Source organism: Sulfitobacter sp. 1A13679 (assembly GCF_043557115.1).
In the GTDB taxonomy this organism is placed as follows: Bacteria; Pseudomonadota; Alphaproteobacteria; order Rhodobacterales; family Rhodobacteraceae; genus Sulfitobacter; species Sulfitobacter faviae.
Map to the genome: position 1 here is coordinate 25,490 of NZ_JBIFFO010000007.1, position 23,612 is coordinate 49,101.

Annotated in this window: 22 protein-coding genes; 6 read left to right on the top strand and 16 right to left on the bottom strand. The window is 60.9% G+C overall.

What is annotated here, in order from left to right; all coding sequences use genetic code 11:
• Positions 1–62 precede the first annotated feature (62 nt).
• The 6 genes from ftsH to folD all read left to right on the top strand — a co-directional run bounded on the left by ftsH (position 63) and on the right by folD (position 7,213).
• The gene (gene ftsH / locus ACGYLA_RS07245) at positions 63–1,979 is read left to right on the top strand and encodes an ATP-dependent zinc metalloprotease FtsH (RefSeq protein WP_394431464.1); all 1,917 of its coding nucleotides are present in this window, start codon (positions 63–65) and stop codon (positions 1,977–1,979) included.
• A gap of 161 nt (positions 1,980–2,140) precedes the next feature.
• The gene (locus tag ACGYLA_RS07250) at positions 2,141–3,064 is read left to right on the top strand and encodes a COG2958 family protein (protein WP_394431466.1); all 924 of its coding nucleotides are present in this window, start codon (positions 2,141–2,143) and stop codon (positions 3,062–3,064) included.
• Between the two features lie 117 nt (positions 3,065–3,181).
• Complete coding sequence (locus tag ACGYLA_RS07255) at positions 3,182–3,835, top strand: hypothetical protein (RefSeq protein WP_394431468.1); 654 nt, start codon at positions 3,182–3,184, stop codon at positions 3,833–3,835.
• Positions 3,836–3,875: 40 nt separating this feature from the next.
• Positions 3,876–4,460: an MOSC domain-containing protein gene (locus ACGYLA_RS07260; RefSeq protein ID WP_394431470.1), complete on the top strand. Its 585-nt coding sequence runs from the start codon at positions 3,876–3,878 to the stop codon at positions 4,458–4,460.
• Positions 4,461–4,571: 111 nt separating this feature from the next.
• Positions 4,572–6,248 carry a formate--tetrahydrofolate ligase gene (locus ACGYLA_RS07265; protein ID WP_394431472.1) on the top strand — a complete coding sequence of 559 codons (1,677 nt, stop codon included), beginning with the start codon at positions 4,572–4,574 and terminating at the stop codon, positions 6,246–6,248.
• Between the two features lie 74 nt (positions 6,249–6,322).
• Positions 6,323–7,213 carry a bifunctional methylenetetrahydrofolate dehydrogenase/methenyltetrahydrofolate cyclohydrolase FolD gene (folD, locus tag ACGYLA_RS07270; RefSeq protein ID WP_394431474.1) on the top strand — a complete coding sequence of 297 codons (891 nt, stop codon included), beginning with the start codon at positions 6,323–6,325 and terminating at the stop codon, positions 7,211–7,213.
• On the opposite strand, the gene ACGYLA_RS07275 is transcribed toward folD, so the two are convergent.
• The 16 genes from ACGYLA_RS07275 to ACGYLA_RS07350 form a co-directional block, all read right to left on the bottom strand.
• On the bottom strand, positions 7,210–7,632 hold the full coding sequence (locus tag ACGYLA_RS07275) for a PaaI family thioesterase (protein ID WP_394431476.1): 423 nt from the start codon (positions 7,630–7,632) through the stop codon (positions 7,210–7,212). The two genes, folD and ACGYLA_RS07275, sit on opposite strands and share 4 nt — an antisense overlap.
• The gene (gene pdeM, locus ACGYLA_RS07280; protein ID WP_394431478.1) at positions 7,632–8,303 is read right to left on the bottom strand and encodes a ligase-associated DNA damage response endonuclease PdeM; all 672 of its coding nucleotides are present in this window, start codon (positions 8,301–8,303) and stop codon (positions 7,632–7,634) included. Before pdeM ends, ACGYLA_RS07275 begins: the two co-directional genes overlap by 1 nt.
• Before the next feature lie 285 nt (positions 8,304–8,588).
• Positions 8,589–11,042, bottom strand: coding sequence for a ligase-associated DNA damage response DEXH box helicase (locus ACGYLA_RS07285; RefSeq protein WP_394431480.1), 2,454 nt, complete (start codon positions 11,040–11,042; stop codon positions 8,589–8,591).
• 38 nt (positions 11,043–11,080) lie between these two features.
• The gene (locus ACGYLA_RS07290; protein ID WP_394431482.1) at positions 11,081–12,388 is read right to left on the bottom strand and encodes an ATPase; all 1,308 of its coding nucleotides are present in this window, start codon (positions 12,386–12,388) and stop codon (positions 11,081–11,083) included.
• A gap of 121 nt (positions 12,389–12,509) precedes the next feature.
• Positions 12,510–13,004 (bottom strand): prepilin peptidase, encoded by a 495-nt coding sequence (locus ACGYLA_RS07295; RefSeq protein WP_322328221.1) that lies wholly within the window; start codon positions 13,002–13,004, stop codon positions 12,510–12,512.
• Positions 13,005–13,007: 3 nt separating this feature from the next.
• Positions 13,008–13,859 (bottom strand): tetratricopeptide repeat protein, encoded by an 852-nt coding sequence (locus tag ACGYLA_RS07300; RefSeq protein WP_394431484.1) that lies wholly within the window; start codon positions 13,857–13,859, stop codon positions 13,008–13,010.
• Positions 13,860–13,886: 27 nt separating this feature from the next.
• On the bottom strand, positions 13,887–14,486 hold the full coding sequence (locus tag ACGYLA_RS07305) for a tetratricopeptide repeat protein (RefSeq protein ID WP_394431486.1): 600 nt from the start codon (positions 14,484–14,486) through the stop codon (positions 13,887–13,889).
• The gene (locus ACGYLA_RS07310; RefSeq protein ID WP_394431488.1) at positions 14,486–15,463 is read right to left on the bottom strand and encodes a type II secretion system F family protein; all 978 of its coding nucleotides are present in this window, start codon (positions 15,461–15,463) and stop codon (positions 14,486–14,488) included. The genes ACGYLA_RS07305 and ACGYLA_RS07310 overlap by 1 nt, the downstream gene beginning before the upstream one ends.
• A 10-nt stretch (positions 15,464–15,473) precedes the next feature.
• Complete coding sequence (locus ACGYLA_RS07315; protein WP_271693166.1) at positions 15,474–16,436, bottom strand: type II secretion system F family protein; 963 nt, start codon at positions 16,434–16,436, stop codon at positions 15,474–15,476.
• Between the two features lie 11 nt (positions 16,437–16,447).
• Complete coding sequence (locus tag ACGYLA_RS07320; protein WP_394431490.1) at positions 16,448–17,917, bottom strand: CpaF family protein; 1,470 nt, start codon at positions 17,915–17,917, stop codon at positions 16,448–16,450.
• 24 nt (positions 17,918–17,941) lie between these two features.
• A complete protein-coding gene (locus tag ACGYLA_RS07325; RefSeq protein WP_394431492.1) occupies positions 17,942–19,186 on the bottom strand; it encodes a CpaE family protein in 1,245 nt (414 codons plus the stop codon).
• Between the two features lie 289 nt (positions 19,187–19,475).
• Entirely contained in the window at positions 19,476–20,171 is a 696-nt protein-coding gene (locus ACGYLA_RS07330; RefSeq protein WP_394431494.1) for an OmpA family protein, read from the bottom strand.
• Entirely contained in the window at positions 20,158–21,585 is a 1,428-nt protein-coding gene (locus ACGYLA_RS07335) for a type II and III secretion system protein family protein (RefSeq protein WP_067267251.1), read from the bottom strand. The genes ACGYLA_RS07330 and ACGYLA_RS07335 overlap by 14 nt, the downstream gene beginning before the upstream one ends.
• A 204-nt stretch (positions 21,586–21,789) precedes the next feature.
• The gene (gene cpaB, locus ACGYLA_RS07340; protein WP_394431496.1) at positions 21,790–22,650 is read right to left on the bottom strand and encodes a Flp pilus assembly protein CpaB; all 861 of its coding nucleotides are present in this window, start codon (positions 22,648–22,650) and stop codon (positions 21,790–21,792) included.
• Between the two features lie 142 nt (positions 22,651–22,792).
• Positions 22,793–22,960, bottom strand: coding sequence for a hypothetical protein (locus ACGYLA_RS07345; RefSeq protein ID WP_394431498.1), 168 nt, complete (start codon positions 22,958–22,960; stop codon positions 22,793–22,795).
• Between the two features lie 107 nt (positions 22,961–23,067).
• Positions 23,068–23,271 (bottom strand): Flp family type IVb pilin, encoded by a 204-nt coding sequence (locus ACGYLA_RS07350; RefSeq protein ID WP_394431500.1) that lies wholly within the window; start codon positions 23,269–23,271, stop codon positions 23,068–23,070.
• Positions 23,272–23,612 lie beyond the last annotated feature (341 nt).

Here is a 23,612-nt window from a genome sequence, read left to right on the forward strand (position 1 = left end):
CGAACGGGCGCCCCTTGGGTTGCGGGACTTGCCCGCGGCCATGTGAATTTAGGAGAATTCCCTTGGGAAATGTTCGTAACCTCGCCTTCTGGGTTGTCCTGATGTTGCTTGTGCTGGCGCTGTTCAACCTGTTCAGCGGGTCCAGCGGGTCGCTGCAAAACAACGAAGTCAGCTATTCCGAATTCGTCACCTCCGTACAGGATGGGGATGTCCGAAATGTGACATTGGATGGTGAGCAGGTGCGATTCCGCCAAGCGGATGGTGCCGACTACCTGACGATCAAACCCGGCGATGCCGAGCTGACCCAGCTTCTGATCGACAACGACATCCCCGTCAAAGCGCGCCCCCAGCAACAATCCGGTTTCCAGACCTTTCTGATGTCGCTTTTGCCCATCGCGCTGCTGATCGGCGTGTGGATTTACTTCATGAACCGCATGCAGGGCGGCGGTAAGGGCGGGGCCATGGGCTTTGGCAAATCCAAGGCCAAGATGCTGACCGAAAAGCATGGCCGCGTGACCTTTGACGATGTCGCGGGCATCGACGAGGCCAAGGAAGAGCTTGAAGAGATCGTCGAATTCCTGCGCAACCCACAGAAATTCTCGCGCCTCGGCGGCAAGATCCCGAAAGGCGCGCTGCTGGTGGGCCCTCCGGGCACCGGTAAGACGCTGCTGGCCCGTGCGATTGCGGGCGAGGCTGGCGTGCCCTTCTTCACCATTTCGGGCTCCGACTTCGTTGAGATGTTCGTGGGTGTCGGTGCCAGCCGCGTGCGCGACATGTTCGAACAGGCCAAAAAGAACGCCCCCTGTATTGTCTTCATCGACGAGATCGACGCCGTCGGTCGCCACCGTGGCGCAGGCTATGGCGGCGGCAACGATGAGCGTGAGCAGACCCTGAACCAGCTTCTGGTCGAGATGGACGGTTTCGAGAGCAACGAGGGCGTCATCATCCTCGCCGCGACCAACCGTCGCGACGTGCTCGACCCCGCGCTGCTGCGTCCGGGCCGTTTCGACCGTCAGGTCACCGTGCCCAACCCCGACATCAAAGGCCGCGAGAAGATCCTTTCGGTGCATGCCCGCAAGACCCCGCTGGGGCCGGACGTCGACCTGCGCATCATCGCGCGCGGCACGCCGGGCTTCTCGGGTGCTGACCTTGCAAACCTCGTGAACGAGGCCGCGCTGATGGCCGCCCGCGTCGGCCGGCGTTTCGTCACTATGGTCGATTTCGAACAGGCCAAGGACAAGGTGATGATGGGCCCCGAGCGCCGGTCGATGGTGATGACCGCAGAGCAGAAGGAAATGACCGCCTATCACGAGGCCGGTCACGCGCTGGTGGGCATGACGTTGCCCAAATGCGACCCGGTCTACAAGGCCACGATCATCCCGCGCGGCGGCGCGCTCGGCATGGTGATGAGCCTGCCCGAGATCGACCGGCTGAACATGTTCAAGGACGAATGCCATCAGCGTCTGGCCATGGCCATGGCGGGCAAGGCGGCGGAAATCCACAAATACGGGCCGGATTCGGTCTCCAACGGTCCGGCGGGCGACATCCAGCAAGCGTCTGCGCTGGCGCGTGCGATGGTGCTGCAATGGGGCATGTCGGATAAGGTCGGCAATATCGACTATTCCGAAGCCGCGCAGGGCTATCAGGGCAACACTGCGGGCTTCTCCGTCTCAGCCAATACCAAGGAGTTGGTCGAGAAAGAGGTGCAGCAGTTCATCCAAGACGGCTATGACCGCGCGATGAAGATCATCACCGAGAAAGAGGTGGAGTTCGAGCGTCTGGCACAAGGACTGCTGGAATATGAGACCCTGACCGGCGATGAGATCAAACGCGTCATGGACGGCCTGCCGCCGGCAGAGGATTCCGACGACGACAACTCCGACACCGGCAGCGCGCCGAGCGTCACCGCGATCCCCAAGGCGAAGGGCAAGAAGTCCCCGCCGAAGGACGGCGGGATGGAACCTGAACCTTCGGTCTGATCCGACCTACGACATTTGAAAGACCCCGCTTCGGCGGGGTCTTTTCGTTTTCGGCAGTTGCAGTATCATCAATAGGAGATAGCTTATTTTTGGGTTTCGACCCTCTATATTGCGAATTTCAAATTCTCGGAGAGTTTCCAGGATTTATCGAAAGAACCCTTATGCAGAAGAGTTTGCCCAGTTTGATTGTTCAGAGGCTCAAGAGTGAAAAAGAGCTAAGATTGTCGGCCAGACAAATTGCTGAGTGGATTTTTGAAACGCAGCCTCAATGGTGTGAAACGAAAAAACAAAGAAGCGCAGCCATCAACTCAGATGCTGAACTACTTCAGCAAATCGTAGCGGAGATTGGTTCTCAGAGGCCAAGGATTCAGAAACGGTACCCACAACTGAAAACCACAGCCGACCGTCCTAAGAAATACTACTGGAGCGAGAAATCAGAAGAGCAGGAAATAGAGGACATAGATGTTCCGGAAGCTGATCAAGAAGAACCTGCATTCGCCGCTCTCACGGAAAAGGACATGTACCCTCTGCTCGCCAACTACCTATTCTCGGAGTTCGGGGTATACAGTAAACGAATTGACGAGCGACGTTCTTCAAATACGCTTAAATCTGGAAGTAACAAATGGCTCTTTCCGGATTTAGTTTGCATGGAGGATATATACTCTCACTGGCACGGAGACGTGCAACAGTTAGTGGACACCACTTCACAGCCGAAAGCACGACTTTGGTCTGTCGAAGCTAAGCTCAAGATCAATAGAGCAAACTTACGGCAGGTCTATTTCCAAGCCGTTTCAAACTCAACGTGGGCTAATTTCGGATATCTGGTTTCGGCCGAAGTGACAGGTGACGACACCATGAGTGAGCTTCGTATGCTGCATGGCTTGCACGGGATTGGTTTAATATTGCTAGACACCAACAACCCGGACGAAAGCCAGATCGTCATTCCGGCCACCGAGCGGGCGGACGTTGATTGGGCCACTTGCTCTCGCCTCGCTAAAGAAAACTCCGACTTCAGAAAGTACCTGACGCTGATACGCCAATTCTACCTTACTGGAGACCCCCGTAGGGAAGGTTGGAGTACCTGAAGCCAAAAGAGTCAAATGTTCTCCCCCTAGCTTCGATATGCAGGCGGGAATTCCTCTATCGCTTCACAGTCGCCATCGCGTTAGACAGGGACGGAATTCTGGAACAAGCCGGGTCTTATGCGACGCATCCTTTCTGCCCTCGCCCTTCTACTCGCCTTCACCGCCGGACCGGTCTGGGCCGAGCCGCAGACCTATGCGGTCGCTTTAGGCGGGCGGCAGCTGGGGACCTTGCAGTTCAACGGGCAAAGCCGGAACGCGGCCTTCCTCTTGTCGCTCGACAACGCGCCCTTCGGCATCAAGAACGGCAGCTTCAAGGCGGTCACCCAGTCGAGTGGCACCGCGGTCAGCTATCTCGGGTCCAACCGGGGGAGCGAGACGCGCGATATCGCGATTGACCGGGCTGCGGGGCAGGTCACCTCGGTCGCGATCACCCCGGCTTCGGAAATGACGAAAATGTCGGAGGCCGGAGCGGTGCCTGCCGGTGTCCTCTTCCCGCCCGAGCTTTTCGCCGCCCTTGCCACCGGCAAAAGCTGCCCCACGCCGCTGTCGCTCTACGATGGGCGCCGCGTGGTGCAGATCGCGACGCAGGGCAGCCGAGAGGAGGGGGCTTCGGTGTTCTGCGATATGTCCTACCGCGTCGTCATGGGGCCGGGCTATGTCTCTCCCTTTTATCTCAAATCTTTCGGGATGACGCTTGTCTACACGGCGGGCACCCTTGCCGAAGCCTCATTGAGCGGGGGCGGTTTCAAGGTGCATCTGATCCGGCAATAGGCATAGGATGGCGTTGCCAAACCAGCCCAAAGGACGCCCCATGCCCGAACTGCGCAAGACAGACCATACCGCCCGGATCACTTGGCTGGGCATGGTCCCTCAGGACCGCGAGAACATTCGCTCGGTCGGGGTGGAGCAGGCCTTTGCGACCTATGCGGGCATCGAAGGGGATTTCCACGCGGGGCTGACCCGCCCCGCCTGCGTGCGCGTGCGCAACCTGCATGCCAAGGGGACGGAGATACGCAACACGCGCCAACTCTCCATCCTCTCCGCCGAAGAGATGGCCGAGATCGCCGCAGCCATCGACCTTCCCAAGCTCGACCCGACCCTGCTGGGCGCTTCGATCATCCTTGAAGGGATCCTAGATTTCACCCTCGTCCCGCCGGGGTCGCGGCTGCAAAACGCGCATGGCACCACCTTGGTCGTGGATATCGAAAACGGCCCCTGCAACCTGCCTGCCCGCGAGATTGAGGTGGAGGCCCCCGGCCATGGCAAAACCTTTAAAGCCGCCGCCCAAGGCAAACGCGGCGTGACCGCATGGGTCGAGCGGGAGGGGCCGTTGAGCATCGCGGACGAACTACGGCTTTTCGTGCCGAACCAGCCGGTCTGGCCGCATCTGGGCTAAGCACGCGCCGTTTCGCGAACTTTGAGTGTCGGAAACACGGCCCCCCGTCTGGGGCTTGTCGCGCTATGGCTAAAGAATAAAGATCGCCACCAACGGCAACAGGGGATTCTCATGGCTTTTAAAACCGACATTCAAATCGCCCGCGAAGCGGCGAAACGCCCTATCCAAGAAATCGGCGCGAAGCTGAGCATCTCAAGCGACGACCTGCTGCCCTATGGCCATGACAAGGCGAAGGTAAGCCAATCCTTCATCGATTCCGTGCAGGAGCGCGCGAACGGCAAGCTGATCCTCGTCACCGCGATCAACCCAACCCCGGCGGGGGAGGGCAAGACCACCACCACCGTCGGGCTCGGCGACGGGCTGAACCGGATCGGCAAAAAGGCGGCGGTCTGCATCCGCGAAGCCTCGCTCGGGCCGAACTTCGGGATGAAGGGGGGCGCTGCGGGCGGCGGCTATGCCCAAGTTGTGCCGATGGAAGAGATGAACCTGCATTTCACCGGCGATTTCCACGCCATCACCAGCGCCCACAACCTGTTGGCGGCGATGATCGACAATCACATCTATTGGGGCAACGAGTTGGAGATCGACACCCGCCGCGTCACATGGCGCCGGGTGGTCGACATGAACGACCGCGCCCTGCGTCAGATCACCGCCTCCTTGGGCGGTGTGCCCAACGGTTTCCCGCGCGAGACGGGCTTTGACATCACCGTAGCCTCCGAGGTGATGGCGATCCTCTGTCTGGCCAAGAACCTTACCGATCTGCAAGAGCGCCTTGGCGCGATGATCGTCGCCTACCGCCGCGACCGCAGCCCGGTCTACGCCCGCGACATCAAGGCGGATGGGGCGATGACAGTGCTCTTGAAGGACGCGATGCAGCCGAACCTCGTGCAGACGTTGGAAAACAACCCAGCCTTCGTCCACGGCGGGCCCTTCGCCAATATCGCCCACGGCTGCAACTCGGTCATCGCCACGACCACGGCGTTGAAACTGGTGGATTATGTGGTGACAGAGGCAGGCTTTGGCGCCGATCTCGGGGCCGAGAAATTCATGAACATCAAATGCCGCAAGGCGGGGCTGGCGCCTTCGGTGGTGGTCGTCGTCGCCACGGTGCGCGCGATGAAGATGAACGGCGGCGTGGCGAAAGCCGACCTAGGGACCGAGAATGTCGAGGCCGTGCAACAGGGCTGCGCCAACCTTGGCCGCCACATCGAAAACGTGAAATCCTTTGGCGTGCCCGTGGTCGTGGCGATCAACCATTTCGTCACTGATACCGATGCCGAAGTGGCGGCTGTGAAGGACTATGTCGCGGGCCAAGGGGCCGAGGCGATCCTCTCGCGCCACTGGGAACTGGGCTCGGAAGGCTCCGCCGACCTGGCCACCCGCGTGGCAGAGATCGCCGATGGCGATCACGCGAATTTCGCTCCGCTCTATGCTGACGAGATGCCGCTGTTCGAAAAGATCGAGACCATCGCAAAACGTGTCTACCGTGCCGATGAAGTGCTGGCCGACCAAAAGGTGCGCAACCAGTTGAAGGATTGGGAGGTGCAGGGCTATGGCGATCTGCCGGTCTGCATGGCCAAGACCCAATATAGCTTTTCGACCGATCCCGACCTGCGCGGCGCGCCCACCGGTTTCAGCGTCCCCATCCGCGAGGTGCGCCTTTCGGCAGGGGCGGGTTTCGTCGTCGTCATCTGCGGTGAGATCATGACCATGCCGGGCCTGCCGCGGGTGCCTTCTGCCGAGGCAATCAAGCTCAACGCCGATGGCGATGTGGAGGGATTGTTCTAAGGCGGGTTGCAATGACCCGCCGTCGCGGTGATGTAGAGCATGTTCAACCTGCAGCGAGCGAAAGTGAGACGGATATGGCAGCGACAATCATCGATGGCAGAGCCTTTGCAGCAACGGTGCGTGAGAAGGTCGCGGGCCATGTCGACCGGCTGAAGACGGATCACGGCGTCACCCCCGGCCTCGCCGTGGTGCTGGTGGGCGAAGACCCGGCAAGCCATGTCTATGTCCGCTCCAAGGGCAAAATGACTCGCGAGGTCGGCATGAAGTCGGTCGAACACAAGCTGCCCGCGACCGTCGATCAGGACGACCTGCTCAAGCTGATCGACGCGTTGAACAACGACCCCGAGATCCACGGCATCCTCGTGCAACTGCCATTGCCGGATCATCTGGACGAAACCCGTGTGGTCAATGCCGTCTCGCCCGCCAAGGACGTGGACGGTTTTCACATCTCCAACGTCGGTCTGTTGGGCACAGGGCAGAAAAGCATGGTGCCCTGCACCCCGCTGGGCTGCCTGATGATGCTGCGGGACTATCACGGCGATCTGACGGGTATGAACGCGGTGGTCATTGGCCGTTCCAACATTGTCGGCAAACCGATGGCGCAACTGCTCTTGGGCGATAGCTGCACGGTGACCATCGCGCATAGCCGCACCCGCGATCTGCCCGAAGTGGTGCGCCGCGCCGATATCGTGGTCGCCGCCGTTGGCCGCCCCGAAATGGTGCCCGGCGATTGGATCAAAGAGGGCGCGACGGTGATCGACGTGGGCATCAACCGGATCGAAACCGGCGAGAAAACCAAACTGGTTGGCGACGTGGACTTCGACAGCGCCAGCCAGCGCGCCGGGGCCATTACCCCGGTGCCCGGCGGGGTCGGGCCGATGACGATCGCCTGCCTGCTGGCCAATACGGTCACCGCCTGCTGCCGCGCCAATGGGTTGGCAGAGCCCGAAGGCCTGACCGCCTAAGCGCCTGGCACCGGCACGATGGTGCCCTGCAGGATGGCGATGAGCTTGGCCGCGCCATCCGTTTCCGCATGCACCTCTGCCGTGACCACACAAAGCCGCCGGCCCGGTTTGACCACCCGGCCCGTGGCAACCAGCCGGTCTCCCCGGGCGGGGGCCAAAAGGTTGATCTTGATCTCCGAGGTCACGACGTCCACCTCCGGCGGCAACATGCTCAAGGCCGCATAGCCCGCCGCGGAATCGCCGATGGAAAAGGTCAGCCCCGCATGGCCAAAACCCTGCTGCTGCATCGCGCCCGGCAGGACCGGCGCGGCAACCCTGACCAGACCCGACTGCACTTCGATGATCTCGGCCCCCAAGGTCTGCATCATGGTCTGCTTGGCAAAACTCTCCCGCACCCGGCGTTCAATCTGATCGTCCATCATCGCATCTTTCCGGGCATGGGGATCGCCACAGGGTGCGGCCCCGTCAGCACCGCACAGGCCTCTGGTCCCATCAAATCACAAAGCACCCGCGACTGGCTGCGCAGCCCGCCGGTATAGGTGCCATATGCAGGCAGGATCAGCCGCTTGCTGTCAAACAAAAACGCCGGACGCGAGATGCTGCGGCCCCGCGCACGGATCGATGCCTTGGGGTGATAATGCCCTGACACCTCGCCGCAGGCACCCTCCGCGGCAATATGCCGAAAGGTCAGCGGGCCGAGCGCCAACTCAGCCAAATGGGTACCACCCAACCCAACCGGGCCCGGATCATGATTGCCTTCGATCCAATCCCACCGCCGCCCGGCCTGCAGACCAAGAATCCAAAGCCGCTCTTCCTCTGGCAGCGCCTGCGCCGCGCCGAGGTCATCAAAACTATCGCCAAGACAGATCACATGGCGCGCCTGCGTGAAAGACAGGTCGGCCGCTAACCGGTTCAACGTATCGCGCGTCTCATAAGGCGGCAGCGCCGACCCGCCGCGCCGCGCGATCCGTTCCGACTTGCCCAAGTGAAGGTCGCTCACACAAAGCAAATCCCTTTCGCGCCACCAAAGCGCGCCAGAACCAAGCGCAGTGAGCCCGGCCCCGGCGAATGAAAACTTAAGTCCGTTCATCCTTTGTTCATCTGGGATCGGCACAGATTTGGCAAGGGGCCAAACGCGAAGGTTGCGCAGACGGAAAGGTCAGCGCAGAGGTATTTAAGAAAGGATGAATTGCAGAAAGCGCGCCCCGCGATCGGGTGGTCGCCGGACCGGAGACGCGCCTTCATCCTTTGCGGTCATCGGCTCCTCAGCCTGTACCGCGAGAGGAAGATGCGCCACCTTGGTTAAAGAACCCTTAACATCTTCATCCTTTTTCAAATACCTTGCAGACCCTCTCTGCCCGCGAAACGCTCAAGTTCAACGACCATCCCGCCATGGCGGCTGATCCGACGGCGGTGGGGTGAGCTGCGCGAGGCCGGAGGCTTCCATCAAACGTTCCGCCTCTTCTGCCAACAGACGATCCTGCCCGGCGCCTTCGACCGGAACGCGGCCCATTTCGAGAAACAGCGGCGCGGCTAGGGGGCTTACGCGGGAGAGCTTGCGATGGGTGATCCGCCCGGCGATCCGCCCGAGCATTTCTTCGATTCTGCCGAAATCCACCAAACCGCTGAGGGCTTCTTCGCGGGTGATGTCGAGCATCAGGTGGTCCGGTTCATAGCGGTGTAGGGTGTCGTAGAGGATGTCGCTGGAAAAAGTCGTTTGCCGTCCGGATTTGCGCGCCTGCGGGCTGTTGCGCTCGATCAGCCCGGCGATGGTGGCGGCGGCGCGAAAAGTGCGTTTCATCACGGCATTGCCCGCGAGCCAACTGTCGAGCCCTTCGTGCAGCACTGTCGGATCAAGCAGCGGCGCGGGGTCGTCGACAGGGGAGAGCCCCCAGATTAGCGTGGCATAGTCTGTTGCGACGAAGCCCAAGGGGCGCAGGCCGAGGTCCTCCATGCGTTTGGTGAGCAGAAGGCCGAGCGTTTGTTGGCCGTTACGTCCCGCAAAGCCGTAGAAGACCGTCTGTTCGGCAAAGTCATGGGGGAAGCTTTCCACCAGCAGCGTGCCGGGCTGCGGCAGTTGGCTGACCTCACGTTGCAGGCTGAGCCATTCGGCGGTGTGGGGCGGCAGTTCGGGCCAGCTGTCTTGGGTGAACATTTGTTGCACGCGGGCCGAGAGTTGGGTGGAGGTGGCGAATTTCGTACCGCCAAAGGTCGCCACTTTCGGCCTTTTGGCGGCATTTCGGCTGACCTCGACCACGGTTTCGCGCAGCCCTTCGTAGCGCACGATTTGCCCGCCGATCAGGAAGGTATCGCCTTTGGTCAGCGTGGCGGCAAAGCCTTCTTCGATCTCGCCTAGGGGTTTGCCGCTGCGGTTGCGTTTCATGCGGACCTTGAGCTTGTCGGTGTCCTGAATGGTGCCGATGTTCATACGGATGCGTTGCGCGGCGCGGGGGTCACGCAGTTGCCATTGCCCATCGGGGCGTTGCAGCAGCCTTTGCCAGCGGTCATAGGCGCGCAGCGCGTAGCCCCCCGTGGCGCAGAAATCGAGGCAAGCATCGAAGGCGGCGCGCGAGAGGTTGGCATAGGCGCCGGCGGTGCGGATTTGGGCAAAGAGGTCCTCGGCGTCGAAGGGGCCGGCGCAGGCAGCGATGAGGATGTGCTGGCAGAGCACGTCGCGCGGGCCTTGCCCGCGCGGATCGCCGTCGAGTGCACCTTCGAGCACGGCCTCTAGCGCCGCCACGCATTCCACCACTTCAAAGCGGTTGGCGGGGACCAGGAGCGCTTTGGAGGGGGCGTTGTAGCGGTGGTTGGCGCGGCCGATGCGCTGGACCAGACGTTTCACGTTCTTCGGCGCGCCGATCTGGATGATGAGGTCCACGTCGCCCCAGTCGATCCCCAGATCAAGCGTGCCGGTGCAGACGATGGCGCGCAGATCGCCGCGTACCATCGCCGCCTCGACCTTTTCGCGCTGCGCGCGGTCGAGGCTGCCGTGGTGGATGGCGATGGGCAGGGCGTCCTCGTTGGCGAGCCAGAGCTTGTGGAAGAAGATCTCGGCCTGCGCGCGGGTGTTGTGGAAGATGAGCGTCGTCTTGTGTTGGCGCACCTGTTCGAGGACCGCGGGGATCGCATAAGCCGCACCGCCGCCGGCCCAGGGCGGGGCCTCCTCGGTGCGCAGCATCTGGATGTCGGGGGCGGGGCCGGGATCGGCCAAGAGCACTTCGCAGGCGTCGGGGTGGCGGGCCATCAAGTGGGCGATGGCCGAAGGGTCTTCGACAGTGGCCGAGAGGCCCACGCGTTTCAGGTCGGGGCAGAGTGCTTGCAGGCGGGTCAGCGCCAGCATCAGTTGGTCGCCGCGTTTGCTTTCGGCCAGCGCGTGGATCTCGTCGATCACCACGCGTTTGAGGCCCCGAAAGGTGCGCGCGGCGTCCTCGTAGGAGGTCAGCAGGGCGAGGCTCTCGGGTGTGGTCAGCAGGATATGTGGCGGGTCGGCGCGTTGGCGGCGGCGGCGCGACTGCGAGGTGTCGCCGGTGCGGTCCTCAATACGGATCGGTAGGCGCATCTCCTCGACCGGGCGGGTGAGGTTGCGTTTGATGTCCGCCGCCAGCGCCTTGAGCGGCGATATATAGAGCGTGTGCATCCCCTCGTGCTCTTCTTCGGCCAGATCGACGAGGGTTGGCAGGAAACCGGCCAGCGTTTTGCCGCCCCCTGTGGGGGCGATGAGAAGCAGGGCGGGGGCCTCGGCACGGTCCAGCATCTCTTGCTGGTGCGGGTGCAAAGACCAGCCGTTCTGGGCGAACCAATCGGCGAATTTGGGGGGTAGGGCGCGCATGCACCCAATGTAGTATCGGCTGGGCGCGGTGCCAGCGGCTATTTAACGATCACCTCATCGCGAACGAACATATTGGCCCATGCCCGGTCCACCAGATCGGGGTTCATCTGATAGGGGATGCCTTCGAAATCACAGATCGCGATCATCTGGTCGATCAGGAAATTCGGCTGATAGTTCGCGTAGACATTGTCGATGGTGGGGTATTTCACCTTGAGCAGATGAACCAGCGTCGCCTCATCCAGCGGCATGCCGCGTTTGCGGGCGACCATGGCAAAGATCTTGAGGAAGTTCTCTTGGTCCGGCCCGTCGATCTTGATCTTGAAAAAGATACGCCGCAGGGCGGCTTGGTCGAAAATCTCGTTCGGGTGGAAGTTGGTAGAGAAGATCACCAGCGTGTCGAAGGGCACCTCGAATTTCTCGCCCGATTGCAGGGCGAGGATGTCTTTGCTTTCCTCCAGCGGGACAATCCAGCGGTTGATGATGCTTTGCGGCGGCTCTTTTTGGCGGCCAAGGTCGTCGACGATGAAGATGCCGCCTGTAGCCTTGAGTTGCAGCGGCGCCTGATAGGTCCGCGCCGTGGGGTTGTAGACCAGATCGAGCATGTCGAGCGTCAACTCGCCGCCCGTGATGACGGTGGGGCGTTCGCAGCAGACATAGCGGGCGTCATAGCGCGTGATCCGGCGCAGGGAGGTTGGGTCTTGCACCTCGGCCTCGGCGGCGGAATGAACGATCGGGTCATAGACGGTGATGACTTGGCCTGCGTATTCGATGGCGCGGGGGACATAGACCCGATCGCCAAGCGCGTCGCGTATGCCATTGGAAATGCTGGATTTGCCGTTTCCCGGCGGGCCGTACATCAGGATCGACCGCCCGGCAGAGACGGCGGGGCCGAGGTGATCCAGCAGGCTGTCGTGCAGCACCAAATGGCCCATGGCGCCGGTCAACTGGTCACGGGTGATTTGCAGATTGCGCACGGATTGGCGTTTGACCTGCTCGCGATAAACCTCAAGCGGGACGGGCATGGCGCCGAAATATTCCGACTGCGCCAGCGCATCCAATGCGCGCGCCTTGCCCGCATCAGTCAACTGATAGCCCATCTCATTGCCGCTGGTGGCGCTGAGCGTGCCGGTGGCTTCGATCAGGCGCTGGCTGCGGGCTTGGTCGACCATCTCCTGCGTGACCGGGATCGGCAGGCAGAGCGCTTGAGCCAGATCGCTGACCATCTCGACGTTCTTGCGAAAGATCGTTTTCAGAAGGATATCGCGCATCATCACGATGGGCAGCTTCATATCCTCCAACCGCTTGGGGGGCGGCGGGGCAAGCACGGTGCTGGTCGGGGCGTTCATCTATGGCTTCCTTGGAAAGTCATGCGGCGGTGCGGCTTGTCAGTCAGACTGGACGGTAAATCTTGAATATGGCGTGAATGTGGACGCTTTCTCGCGATGAAAAGAGTTTGCAGCGGGGCGGTCAGACCCCGAAGAGCGCCCCCAAGATCAGATAGAGCCCCAGCGTGGTGCCAAGGGCGAGGCCCATGGGGAATTTCTTGGTCTCCTGCCAGCTTTGCCAATCGGGCGCGAGACGGCGCAGGGGGGTGTATTTCACCCCGCGGTGCGTGGCGGCGGCGGCGAGAAGGGTGGCCATGAAAAGCATCATTAAGAGGCGCAGATCGCCCCATGCGATATAGGGCGCGGCGGCGGCGGCGAACTTTGCGTCACCGGCCCCCATGACTCCGGCGGCGTTCAGGACGATGCCGACCACCAGCACCACGACAAGGCTCAGCAGGCGCCAGAGATAGGTGTCAAAGGGCAGTAGAAACAGCCCCAGCAGCACAAAGATCGCGGTCAGCACTAAGACCGCCTGATTGGTGATCCGCATCTGCTTCATGTCGGTGAAGGCGACATAGAGGCAGATCGGCAGGACGAAGGGCAGAAACCACAGGGCCGCCGTGGCAGAGATCGCCATGGATCAGCCGTTTTCCAATGCGCGCAGAGAGCGGACGGCGGCTTCGAAGTGCTGGGGGTGCGTGTCGATCGCTTCGCGCAGCAGGCCCTTGCCGGTCTCCACATCGCCGCGTTTGATCGCCGACAGGGCCATCGTGTGCAAAAGCTGGGCGCGCTCAGATTGCTCCATCGGCATGACGGGCAGGGTATAGTCGCGCTGTGCGGCGCGGGCCATGACGAGGTTGTTCTTGGCGGTGAAAAGCGTGTTGTCTTGGCGGATCGCCTCGCCAAACAGACGCTCGGCTTCGGGGTAATCGCCGCGGGTTAGTTTGGAGTAGCCCCAGTTGTTCATCACGGCGGCGGGGGTCGTGGTCAGGCCGACGGCGATTTCATAAAAACTGTCGGCGCGTTCCCACTGTTCCTTGCTGTCGGCAACCATAGCCTCAAGCCGGTAGCGGGCAAAGGTCTCATGAGTGGGCGGGATGCCGTTGAGCACCGTCTCGGCCCGCGCCCAGTTGCCCGAGCGGATCAGCGCATCGGCCAATTGCACGCTGTCTTCGGGGGTGGCGCCTTCCATCTTGGTGACCTTGTCCCATTCGGAAACGGCCTCAGTCGTGCGTTTGGCGCGGACCAGTGACGCGGCGAGCCCGCGCTGGTGGTCGATCCGGTCGGGGCTTTCCTTGATGGACCTCGCGAAATAGCTCACCGCCTCATTGGGGTCGGCCACGGTCAGCATGACGTCAGAAAGGTTGGTTTCATCCACCACATTGACGTCCTTGAAGGCCCGTTCAACGGTGGCGTTCGCGTCTTTTTCACCGCAGCCTGCAAGGGCGGTGACGCCTGCCATGCAGACGGCCAGAATGATTGGATGGCGCATTTTGCGTCCTCTTACTGCTCTGCCGGGTCATGGTGTCGGACGGATCAGGTAATCCCCGCTGCCGCGCCGCACCAATTTGTAATTATCCTCATTGACTTCTGTTATAACAGATTTTTCCGTTTTTGCGAGCGCCAAGCGCAGATTGTCCCGAATTGCGTCACTTTCGCCATTATCGAGGGCATAGGCTTTGCGGAAAATCTGCTCGGCCTCGGCGGTCTGGCCGCTTTCCATCAGCACGACGCCAAGGTTGTTCCAGACTTCCGGCTCGGCGGCGTCTTTCTCAACGGCGCGGCGCAGCAGGGTTTCCGCCTGTCCCAAACGCCCAAGCCCAAGGTTGGCGCTGCCGAGAGCCGAGAGGATTTCCCCGGTCAGCCCATGCTCCAGTGCGGCGCGGTTGAAGGATTTGATGGCCAATTCATATTGCCCCGCCGCGATGAGCCTATGGCCCACCTCGATCCCATCAACCGCCTCGGCCCGTTGGTTCACGCCGGGGGCATAGAGGTTTTCGGGTGTCTGATCCCCGCGCAACGCGGAAAAGCCGCCTGTCGAACAGGCGGCCAGAGCAAGGCCCAAGATCGGCCCGATGAAAACGGCGCGGAGAAGGCTGCGCCGAATTTCCTTTTTCATTAATTCCCCATCTGACCCAGTTGCGAGATGCCATGCGCCGAGGGGCCGACCAGAATGATCAGCAGCGGCGGCACGGTGAGGCCCATAGTGGCAAGGGTCATCTTGGTTGGCAACTTGTTTGCCGCTTCCTCGGCCCGCATCACACGTTTGTCGCGCATCTCGGCGGCATAGACGCGCAGGGCGTCGGCGATGGAGGTGCCGAAAGCCGCCGATTGGATCAGCACGGTCACGAAAGAGGAGACATCCTGCACGCCGCAACGCTCGCCCATGTCGTTGAGCACCGATACCTTGTCCTTACCCGCTTTCATCTCATAGGCGACCATCTCGAACTCTTCGGAAAGGGCGCGGTAGGAGGCGCGCAGCTCGCGGGCGACGCGGACGATGCATTGGTCCAGCGATTGCCCGGCTTCGACGCAGACAAGCATCATATCCAGCGCGTCGGGGAAGCCGCGGGTGATCTCTTCTTTGCGGGAATCGACCCGGCGGCGGACCCAGTATTTCGGCAGGTAGTAACCAATGGCGCCGGGGCCGATGGCCCACATCATGGTCTGCTGCGTGGTCAGCCCTTCGCCGCCGCCCAAGACATTGGTATAGACCAGACCGCCGACCAGCCCGAGCATCCCGAGTGCAAATTGGGCAAAGTAATAAAGCCGCACCGCATCGCGCGAACGATAGCCCGCTTGGCGCAGCATCAACTGTTTGGCGCTGAGTTCGGCCACGTCCTCGGGCTCAAGAAACTTGGCGAATTTTTGCAACTGCGCGTTTTGATCCGATTGGCGCAGCTTTTCGCGCGAACTGTCGCCCGTCGGGGCAGAGCTAGTGCGCTTAAGCTTGGTCAGCGGGTCTTCGGGCTGGCGCAGCATCAAGACCAGCGTGATCGCCACCAAGGCCACGCCCAAAGTGCCGATGATGATGATCAGCCCCATCGGCCCCAAGGCTTGGTTGATCTGATCGTTAAGCTGATTGAAAAATTCCATCACCGGCCTCTCAGACTTTGATATTGGTAAGGATGCGCATCACGAAAAGGTTTAGCACAAGGAAGATCCCCACAAGGAAACAGGCGGGAATGAAATAGGGGTGATCGCGCACCTCGTCGTAGTAATGCGGATCGCCGAGGTTGATCACCACCAGCGCGGCCAGCGGGAAGCCCGACAGGAACTTGCCCGACCATTTCGCCTCGGCCGTGATGGCTTTGACACGGCGGAACAGGCGGAAGCGGGCGCGGATCACCTTGGCCAGACCGGCGAGGATCTCGGCCAAGTTGCCGCCCGATTGCTGCTGAATGGTCACGGCGACGGCGAGAAAGCGCAAATCCTGCATGTCGAGCCGTTCGGCCATATCCTTCAGCGCCTCGCCCAGATCGCGGCCATAGGCGGCCTCATCGGCGATCACGCCAAATTCCGAGGCAAGCGGGTCTTGGATTTCCTTGGACACGATGGAAATCGCGTTGGAGAAAGGGTGCCCCACCCGCAGGCTGCGCACCATCAGTTCCACCGCATCGGGAAGCTGCTCTTCGATCATCGCCATGCGTTTGCTGGCCTTATGCGACACCCAAAAGAACACTGCGCCCACGCCCATGGCGATGGACATCAGCGCGCGCACCGACACGGAGGTATCGGTGCCGATGGTCAGCCCCAGAAAGGCCAAAGCGGCCAACCCGGCCATGATCATCAGCAACTGCTGCGGCGTGAAGGCAATTGCGGCCTTCTGCGCACGTTCTGACAGCAGGGAGTAGAGCGGGATCGACTTGGCGTTCATATGCTGCTGCATTTCCTTGCGCAGCTTGTCGAGCACCTCTTCGCGGCGGGCGCCTTTCTCTAGCATCTCAAGGCGGCGGTTCACGCGGCTGTTGAGGCTGATGGATTTGCCGAATGCGACAAGGTACAGCCCTTCGACCAGCACCAGAACGCCGATGAAGATCAGACCATAGATGATTGGTTCGGCACTCATTGCATCAATCCTTACTGGGCCGCCACGGGTTCGTAGATGGAGGCGGGCAGGTCATAGCCCCACATGCGGAACCGCTCAGAGAAGTGGCTGCGCACGCCGGTGGCGGTGAAATGGCCGATAATCTTGTTCTCGGGCGTCAGGCCGACGCGCTGGAAGCGGAAGATCTCCTGCATCGAGATGACCTCGCCCTCCATGCCCGTGATCTCGGTGATCGAGGTCATCCGGCGCGAGCCGTCTTGCAAGCGGCTGGCCTGCACGATCAGGTTCACAGCCGAGGAGATCTGGCTTCGCATCGCCTTGAGCGGCATTTCGATCCCGGCCATGGCAATCATGTTTTCCAGACGGCTGATGCCATCGCGGGGCGAGTTGGCGTGAATCGTGGTCATGGAGCCGTCGTGGCCAGTGTTCATCGCCTGCAACATGTCGATGACCTCTTCGCCGCGCGTCTCGCCGACGATGATGCGGTCGGGGCGCATCCGAAGGGCGTTTTTCAGACAGTCGCGGGGCGAGACTTCGCCCTTGCCTTCGACATTGGGCGGGCGGCTTTCCATCCGGCCCACATGGGTCTGTTGCAGTTGCAATTCGGCGGTGTCTTCGATGGTCAGAATGCGTTCAGCATTGTCGATGAAAGACGACAGCGCGTTGAGCGTGGTGGTCTTACCCGAGCCCGTACCGCCCGACACGATGATGTTGAGACGCGTGGCCACGGCGGCCTGCAAATAGGCGGCCATCTCTTCCGAGAAGGCGCCGAAGTTCACCAGATCGTCGATGCCCAGCTTGTCTTTCTTGAACTTACGAATAGACACGAGCGAGCCATCGACGGCCACCGGGGGCACCATGGCGTTGAAACGCGAGCCATCCTTGAGACGCGCGTCAACGTAAGGGTTGCTTTCATCCACCCGACGCCCCACCGCCGAGACGATCTTGTCGATGATCCGCAGCAGGTGTTTTTCGTCTTTGAATGTGATGTCGGTCAATTGCAGCTTGCCGTCGCGTTCGACGAAAATCTGCTGCGGGCCGTTCACCAGAATATCGTTGACGCTGTCGTCTTTCAGCAGCGTCTCAAGCGGGCCAAGACCGGTGACCTCGTCATAAAGCTCGGAGTTCAGCGTCATGCGGTCTTCGCGGTTGAGCACGATGCTCTTTTCGGAAAGGATCTCGACGGCGATATCGTTGATTTCCTGCCGCAAATCAGCTTCCGAGGCATGTTCCAGCGCGGCGAGGTTGAGGTTGTCCAAGAGCGCGCGGTGCAATTCGAGTTTGATCTCACTCATCCGCTGCTTGCGCTTGACCTCACGGTCCTCGGGGGAGGCGGCGGCGGGTTTGACCGCGCGGCGCATTGAAACCGGTTTGGCCGCCGGCGCGGGCGCAGGTGCCGCGGGGGCGGGCTGGGCGGCTTTGGCTGGCTTGGCCTCACGCGCCGGCGCGGGGGCGGCGGCTTTCGGGGTGGCAGAGGCTGGTTTCTTGTATTTCGAGAACATCGGTACGCTCTTTCGCTAGGGGGCTCAGGCGGCTTTGGCCTGCTCGCCCTTGAGATCTTGGATGGAGCTTGCCAGTTTGGCGATTTCGCGGCGCAGCGGGCTTTTCGGGGCGGAATTGGCCAGCGGCAGCCCGTGGTCATTGGCCTGCGTCACCGCCTTGCCGCCATCGGGCATCTGCACGTCGATCGAAATGCTCAGCGATTCGGCCATGCGCTTGACCCGGCTCTTGGCGCTGAGATCGGTGAATTTCGGCGCGCGGTTCATCACATAGCGCAGCTTTTCAAAGGGCAGTTCCTCAGACTGCAGCGCCCGTTTGAAGCGCAGCGCGTTCTGGGCCGAGCGCATGTCGAGTTCCAGCATGGCAAAGTAGACATGCGCGCTGGTCAGCACCGTCTCGGACCATTGAACCAGCGTCGAGGGCATGTCGACGATGACATAGTCGAACTGGTTGCGCGCCATGTTGAGGATGCGGTCGATATCTTCGTTGGTCACGATATCAAGCGGCAGCATCTCTGCCGGGGCGGTCAGCACATGCAGCTTGTCCTCAAAGGTTTGCAGCGCTTGGCCAAAGATCTCTTCGTCCATGGATTCCGTGTCGGACATCATCTCATAGACCGCCTCGCGGCGTTGCAGATCAAGGAAGGTCGCGACCGAGCCATATTGCAGGTCGAAATCCAGCAGGCAGACCGAGGGCGGGTTTTTCTTGTCGGCATTTGCCAGTTCCCAAGCGAGGTTCACGGCAAGGGTCGTGGCCCCGGTGCCCCCAGCCAAACCATGCACGACGATCAGTGCGCCATCCTTTTGCGCACCGGCCTTCAGCTGCGGCGCACTGCTGTCGGCTGCGGGGGCAGGGGGGGCGTTCTCTCCGGCCCGGACGCGGGCAATGGCCTGGGCCAATTCGCCTTCGGGCAGCGGATAGGGGACGAATTCATCCGCCCCCTGCCGCAGCAGCGAATGCAACGCGGCGGGGGTCATGTCTTCGGCGATCAGGATCACCCGGATGTCGCGCGCCTTGGCCTGCGTGATGATTTCGCTCATCAAAACGAGGTTGTCCTCATCGGTCTCATCCATGGCGAGGGCGACGAATTCCATCGCCTCGGCTTCGGGTTGGCTGAAGAATGCCAGCGCCTCGGCGAATCCCAGATCACCCCAGCTTTCGCCCAAAGTGGCTTCCATATCTTCGATCAAGAGGTCGAAGTTCTGTACATCACGGCTGATTGTGCAGGCAACGATCGGCGCTGCTTCGGGTTGTGGCATAGTGCTGCTCATGACCTTTTGTCCTTTACATCAACGGTTTGGCCGGAGGGCGGCGATATTCTGTCGCTGCGAACGCTCTGACCTCTGCCTTATGCGCGGCTCTTGAGCCGGGCACATTTATCCTTCTGCGTCGAATATCACCCCCAACTGGGGCGAGATTGGGGCCAAAAAGCCTCTATTGTTGGGTATCTTGAAACGATACGTCCATTCGCGCCCGATTGGACATGGCTTTTCAGAGACGAAAACCCCCGCGGCCCAAAGGCGCGGGGGGATATTATCCATGCGAAAGAAGGGCTTACCCTTACTCCCCGCCGCCGCCACCTGCTTCGGTGGCACCGGAGCTTAGCTGAGAGGGGGGCACGGCGCTGGCTACATATTCGCGGTAGATGATCTGCGCATATTTGCCGTCCAGCAGCATCGGGTGGCCGTGGACGAAGCCGCTGACCTCGGTCACCGTGCGCCGGTTGCGACGCTCGCGGCCCTGGGTCACGATCAGAGGCTGAGTTTCGCCAAAGGAAACAACGGCTTCCAAACGGCTGGGGCTGATTCCCAAGGTCGAGAGATAGCGCACCACGGCCTGCGCCCGGCGCAGCCCCAAGGCGCGGTTATAGGCCTGCGAGCCGACCAGATCAGTGTGGCCATAGACGCGGAAGCGAATCTCGGGGAATTGGCGAATCCAGCTGGCCTGCTGGCGCAGGACGGCTTTCGCATTCGCGTCCAGTCGGGCCGAGTTGAAGGCGAAGGTCACGGTCGAGCGGACTTCGTTAGAGAAACGGTTCGCCAAATCAAAGGTCACACGCTTTTCGCCGGTCATGACTTGGCGGTTGTGCAGCGTGGCATTGCCGAATTGGCCCGTGTCCACGATCGACCCCGACTCGCGGTAGAACTGCGTATAGACCGGATCGTTGCTGGGCGCGCAGGCGGCGAGCCCGGCCAGGGCCGCGGTGCCCGCGATCAACGTAATATGTCTGCGTGTCATCGGATCAATCCAGTACATAACCGTAGGAGCCGCGGAAGTCCTGCTTGGCCACTTCGCCCGCAGCGCCCCGACTGGGGGTGCGGGTGCCATCCGCCGTGCGCCCGTGCAGGAACAGGTCTTTCTCAGAGGGCGGTTTGATGCGATCCGTGGGCAGGGCCAGCGCTTCGCCACGGGTCGGGGTGACCAGATGGGCGGTGACGATGATGACCAATTCGGTCTGGCTGCGCTGGTAATCCGCCGAACGGAACAGCGCGCCCAACACCGGGACATCGCCGATCCACGGCAGTTGCCGCGTGCTGTCGGTGAAGTCGTCGGTCAAGAGGCCCGCGATGGCAAAGCTTTCCCCGTCACGCATCTCGACCGTGGTCGAGGTTTCGCGCCGGGTGAAGGCGGAAATCTCGATGCCGTTGCCCAATGAAATGCTGTTGCTTGCGTCGATGGCCGAAACGGCGGCGTTCATCTCAAGGTTGATGATATCCTTGTCCACGACGCGCGGAATAAAGGCGAGTTCTACGCCGAAGGGTTTGAACTCCACCGATACCGTATCACTGGTTTGGGCGACTGGGATCGGGTACTCGCCCCCGGCGAGGAACTTGGCCTCTTGGCCCGAAAGCGCCACGAGGTTCGGCTCTGCCAAGAACCGGACGACGCCTTTTTCTTCCAATGCTTCCAACAGGATGCCCACTTGGGTAGAGCCTGCGTTGAAGCCGAATAGCACTGCGCCTGCGTTCTGGTTCGCCGATGGGATCGACCCGCCCAGCGAGGTGGCGACCCCGCCTGACGTATTGGTGCTGCCGGTGCCCGCGCTGAAATCGGAGCCGCCGTTGATTGCCAGCGAAGAGCCGAGCGATTTCGACACGTTGCGCTGCATCTCGGCAAAACGGACCTTCATCATGACCTGCTGGATGCCGCCCACGCTCATCAGGTTGCTGACCCGTTCGGGAGCGTAGCGTTCGGCCAGATCGAGCGCGCGTTGCAGCCGTTGTGTGGAAGAGACGATGCCCGACAGCACGATACCGTCATTAGCCGTGCGCACTTCGATCTTCTCACCCGGCAGGATTTGACGCAGCCGTTCTTTGAATTCAGAGACATCCGCCGCGACGCGGACATCGACATTGGTGATCAGCTGCCCCGCCGCGTCGAGCAGCGTGAGCGTGGTCAACCCCGGCGATTTGCCCAACACATAGATCGTGCGGTCAGACAGAGAGGAAATATCCGCGATGCCGGGGTTGGCGATGCTGAGTTCCGCGAAGGGAATGTCGCTTTCCACCACCACGGCGCGGTTCATCGGGACGTCGAGGCTGGAATTAGTGCCGCGTTTGACAACGCGCAGCGTGTCGGCGCCAGCTGAACTGGGCAGGGTCAATGCCATCGGCATTGCGCCCAGTGTCAGCCCCAGCAGGGCCGCTTTCAGAAATCTATCGATTTTCATGTGACCTGCCTTTTTGATCACGCCTCGGGATGGGTCTTTTTGCCCTCGTTTGGCAACACTCTGCGGCAATTCCAAATTTATTGCAAGAATCAAGCTCTTCGCGGGCGCTGTGCATGTGGGCTATGCGCAACATACCTGCAAAAATGAAAGACGCCGCAGGGGGGTGCGGCGCCTTCGTTAACTTAGCAAGAGGTTGTTTTTAGGTCAGTTTGTGCAGGGGATCGGCAGTTCGACCACCTCAGCCCCGCGGCGGGTGCGGATCGTGCAAACCTTCTCTTTGGTTACTTCGGCGATGGTCTCTTGCGCCTCGATTCCCAGAAGCGAGCGTTGGTCGACTTCGATGGCCTCGGCCACGGTGTCGTCATTCGTGCCGACGAGGGAAAGGTAGAGTTTGCCGGTCGATTGTGCCTGTGCAAGCGCGGCAACCTGCTGCGGGTTCACGGCAACCGTCACCGTTTTGGCAATCGAGGCTTCCCCCACGACCAACGCATCGGCGCTTTGGTCGATGGCGATTAGCTGAATGGCCGATTCGATCAGCTTGGTGACATCGCCATTGCTGGACTGGTTGCCAACGTTTACGCGGCCCGTCCAATAGATATCCACCCGGTCACCGGGGCGCAGGAAGCCCGAAACGCCGCTGGAAACATCAACTTTAAGTGCAAAGGCCCGCATTCCGCGCGCAAGGCGGGAGGTCAGGCCAGAGTCCTCGCCCGGCTCGGTCACCTTCACGGCCATGATCGCTTCATCTTTCTCGATGTTGCGCAGCACGATGCGTTGTTCTTTTGTGTTTTCAGGGAACAATACGGTTTCCTCGAAGAAGGAACCCTCAGGAATGGCGTTCTCGGGCCACTTCACGGGGCGGACGTCTTCGCGGGTCAGGGGTTGCCCGTATTTCAACGGTTTGTCAGCCACCCAAACGGTCTTGGTTGGCACGACCTGCGCAAGCGCGGCCTGGGCGCGGGCGTTGGCAGCCTGATACTGTGAAATCCGGTCTTTCGCCAGATAAACGGCGCCGCCGGCAAGTGCGACACCTACCAAAAGAACCAATCCGAATACGGCTCGCATGATGTTACCTCTTTGCTATGGAAGCGAGTCTCGGCCCGCTTTGATCTCCTAGGCAGGTTAGCTGCCGAATATGGCGAGAATTGGTCTGCCCGGAGGCGATCCGAAGGAGCTTGCCGTGCCGCGTTTGGGGGGCGCTGTCGTCTTAAGCGGTCAGCTGGACCCGGATGTATTCAACTAGCACATCAAGGCTGTCCGAGAATACGCCTAGCATGAGGATCGCGAGGCCAACCAGTCCGACCGTCAAGACAATCCAATCAACGCTGATGGCGCCATTCTGGTCGCGTGCGAAGTTCGCAAAGAATCTGCTCATTTTTGTTTCCGTTGATTTGGTAGGCGACATTCGGGTCAACAAACAAAAAGGGCTGCCTTCCGGACGAAGCCAGCCCTTTAATGGAAGTGATCTATTGCCCAAACATATTAGGTGTCGTTGTCGGTGCTATCCTCAGTAACCGAAACATCACCAATCGCATCTGCTATTTCACCTGTGAGCGTTTCCGTATTCGTGCCGATTGTGTTGAAAGCAACCACGGCCAAGCCAACGATCGCAGCGGTCAGAACGACCCAGTCAACTGTCACGGCACCGTCTTCGTCTTTGCGGAAGTTTTTGATAAAGTTCATCATGTCATGTCCCTCCAAGGATCACTGAGTAAAAGGTCTTAACCTCGCCGTCCGGTGTGCCTCGTTCTCTCATTTGAGGCTGTCCGACTTGGTATGACCCTATATAGCCGTCGGATTGGGGCGCGAATTTGGCAGCAAACGTGCCTTTTCCAGACTGTCCGCGATTTTCTTGCGGAAACATGTTAACCCTTTGTTTATTGGCGTTTTAATTCTCGTATCGGGTCTTCCGCCTGCGCTTTCCCACCGTCTAACACCGCAATTGCGGCGAAATTGCCATGATCCCCGCCTCAAACGCTGGCCCGATTCCACGATTCGTGAGATATTGCCGCGCAAAGGCGCGTCAG

Coding starts and splice junctions, on each gene's coding strand:
- ACGYLA_RS07250 (WP_394431466.1), top strand. CDS start 2,141: ATGCAGAAGAGTTTGCCCAGTTTGATTGTTCAGAGGCTCAAGAGTGAA.
- ACGYLA_RS07255 (WP_394431468.1), top strand. CDS start 3,182: ATGCGACGCATCCTTTCTGCCCTCGCCCTTCTACTCGCCTTCACCGCC.
- ACGYLA_RS07260 (WP_394431470.1), top strand. CDS start 3,876: ATGCCCGAACTGCGCAAGACAGACCATACCGCCCGGATCACTTGGCTG.
- ACGYLA_RS07265 (WP_394431472.1), top strand. CDS start 4,572: ATGGCTTTTAAAACCGACATTCAAATCGCCCGCGAAGCGGCGAAACGC.
- folD (WP_394431474.1), top strand. CDS start 6,323: ATGGCAGCGACAATCATCGATGGCAGAGCCTTTGCAGCAACGGTGCGT.
- ACGYLA_RS07275 (WP_394431476.1), bottom strand. CDS start 7,632: ATGGACGATCAGATTGAACGCCGGGTGCGGGAGAGTTTTGCCAAGCAG.
- pdeM (WP_394431478.1), bottom strand. CDS start 8,303: ATGAACGGACTTAAGTTTTCATTCGCCGGGGCCGGGCTCACTGCGCTT.
- ACGYLA_RS07285 (WP_394431480.1), bottom strand. CDS start 11,042: ATGCGCGCCCTACCCCCCAAATTCGCCGATTGGTTCGCCCAGAACGGC.
- ACGYLA_RS07290 (WP_394431482.1), bottom strand. CDS start 12,388: ATGAACGCCCCGACCAGCACCGTGCTTGCCCCGCCGCCCCCCAAGCGG.
- ACGYLA_RS07295 (WP_322328221.1), bottom strand. CDS start 13,004: ATGGCGATCTCTGCCACGGCGGCCCTGTGGTTTCTGCCCTTCGTCCTG.
- ACGYLA_RS07300 (WP_394431484.1), bottom strand. CDS start 13,859: ATGCGCCATCCAATCATTCTGGCCGTCTGCATGGCAGGCGTCACCGCC.
- ACGYLA_RS07305 (WP_394431486.1), bottom strand. CDS start 14,486: ATGAAAAAGGAAATTCGGCGCAGCCTTCTCCGCGCCGTTTTCATCGGG.
- ACGYLA_RS07310 (WP_394431488.1), bottom strand. CDS start 15,463: ATGGAATTTTTCAATCAGCTTAACGATCAGATCAACCAAGCCTTGGGG.
- ACGYLA_RS07315 (WP_271693166.1), bottom strand. CDS start 16,436: ATGAGTGCCGAACCAATCATCTATGGTCTGATCTTCATCGGCGTTCTG.
- ACGYLA_RS07320 (WP_394431490.1), bottom strand. CDS start 17,917: ATGTTCTCGAAATACAAGAAACCAGCCTCTGCCACCCCGAAAGCCGCC.
- ACGYLA_RS07325 (WP_394431492.1), bottom strand. CDS start 19,186: ATGAGCAGCACTATGCCACAACCCGAAGCAGCGCCGATCGTTGCCTGC.
- ACGYLA_RS07330 (WP_394431494.1), bottom strand. CDS start 20,171: ATGTACTGGATTGATCCGATGACACGCAGACATATTACGTTGATCGCG.
- ACGYLA_RS07335 (WP_067267251.1), bottom strand. CDS start 21,585: ATGAAAATCGATAGATTTCTGAAAGCGGCCCTGCTGGGGCTGACACTG.
- cpaB (WP_394431496.1), bottom strand. CDS start 22,650: ATGCGAGCCGTATTCGGATTGGTTCTTTTGGTAGGTGTCGCACTTGCC.
- ACGYLA_RS07345 (WP_394431498.1), bottom strand. CDS start 22,960: ATGAGCAGATTCTTTGCGAACTTCGCACGCGACCAGAATGGCGCCATC.
- ACGYLA_RS07350 (WP_394431500.1), bottom strand. CDS start 23,271: ATGATGAACTTTATCAAAAACTTCCGCAAAGACGAAGACGGTGCCGTG.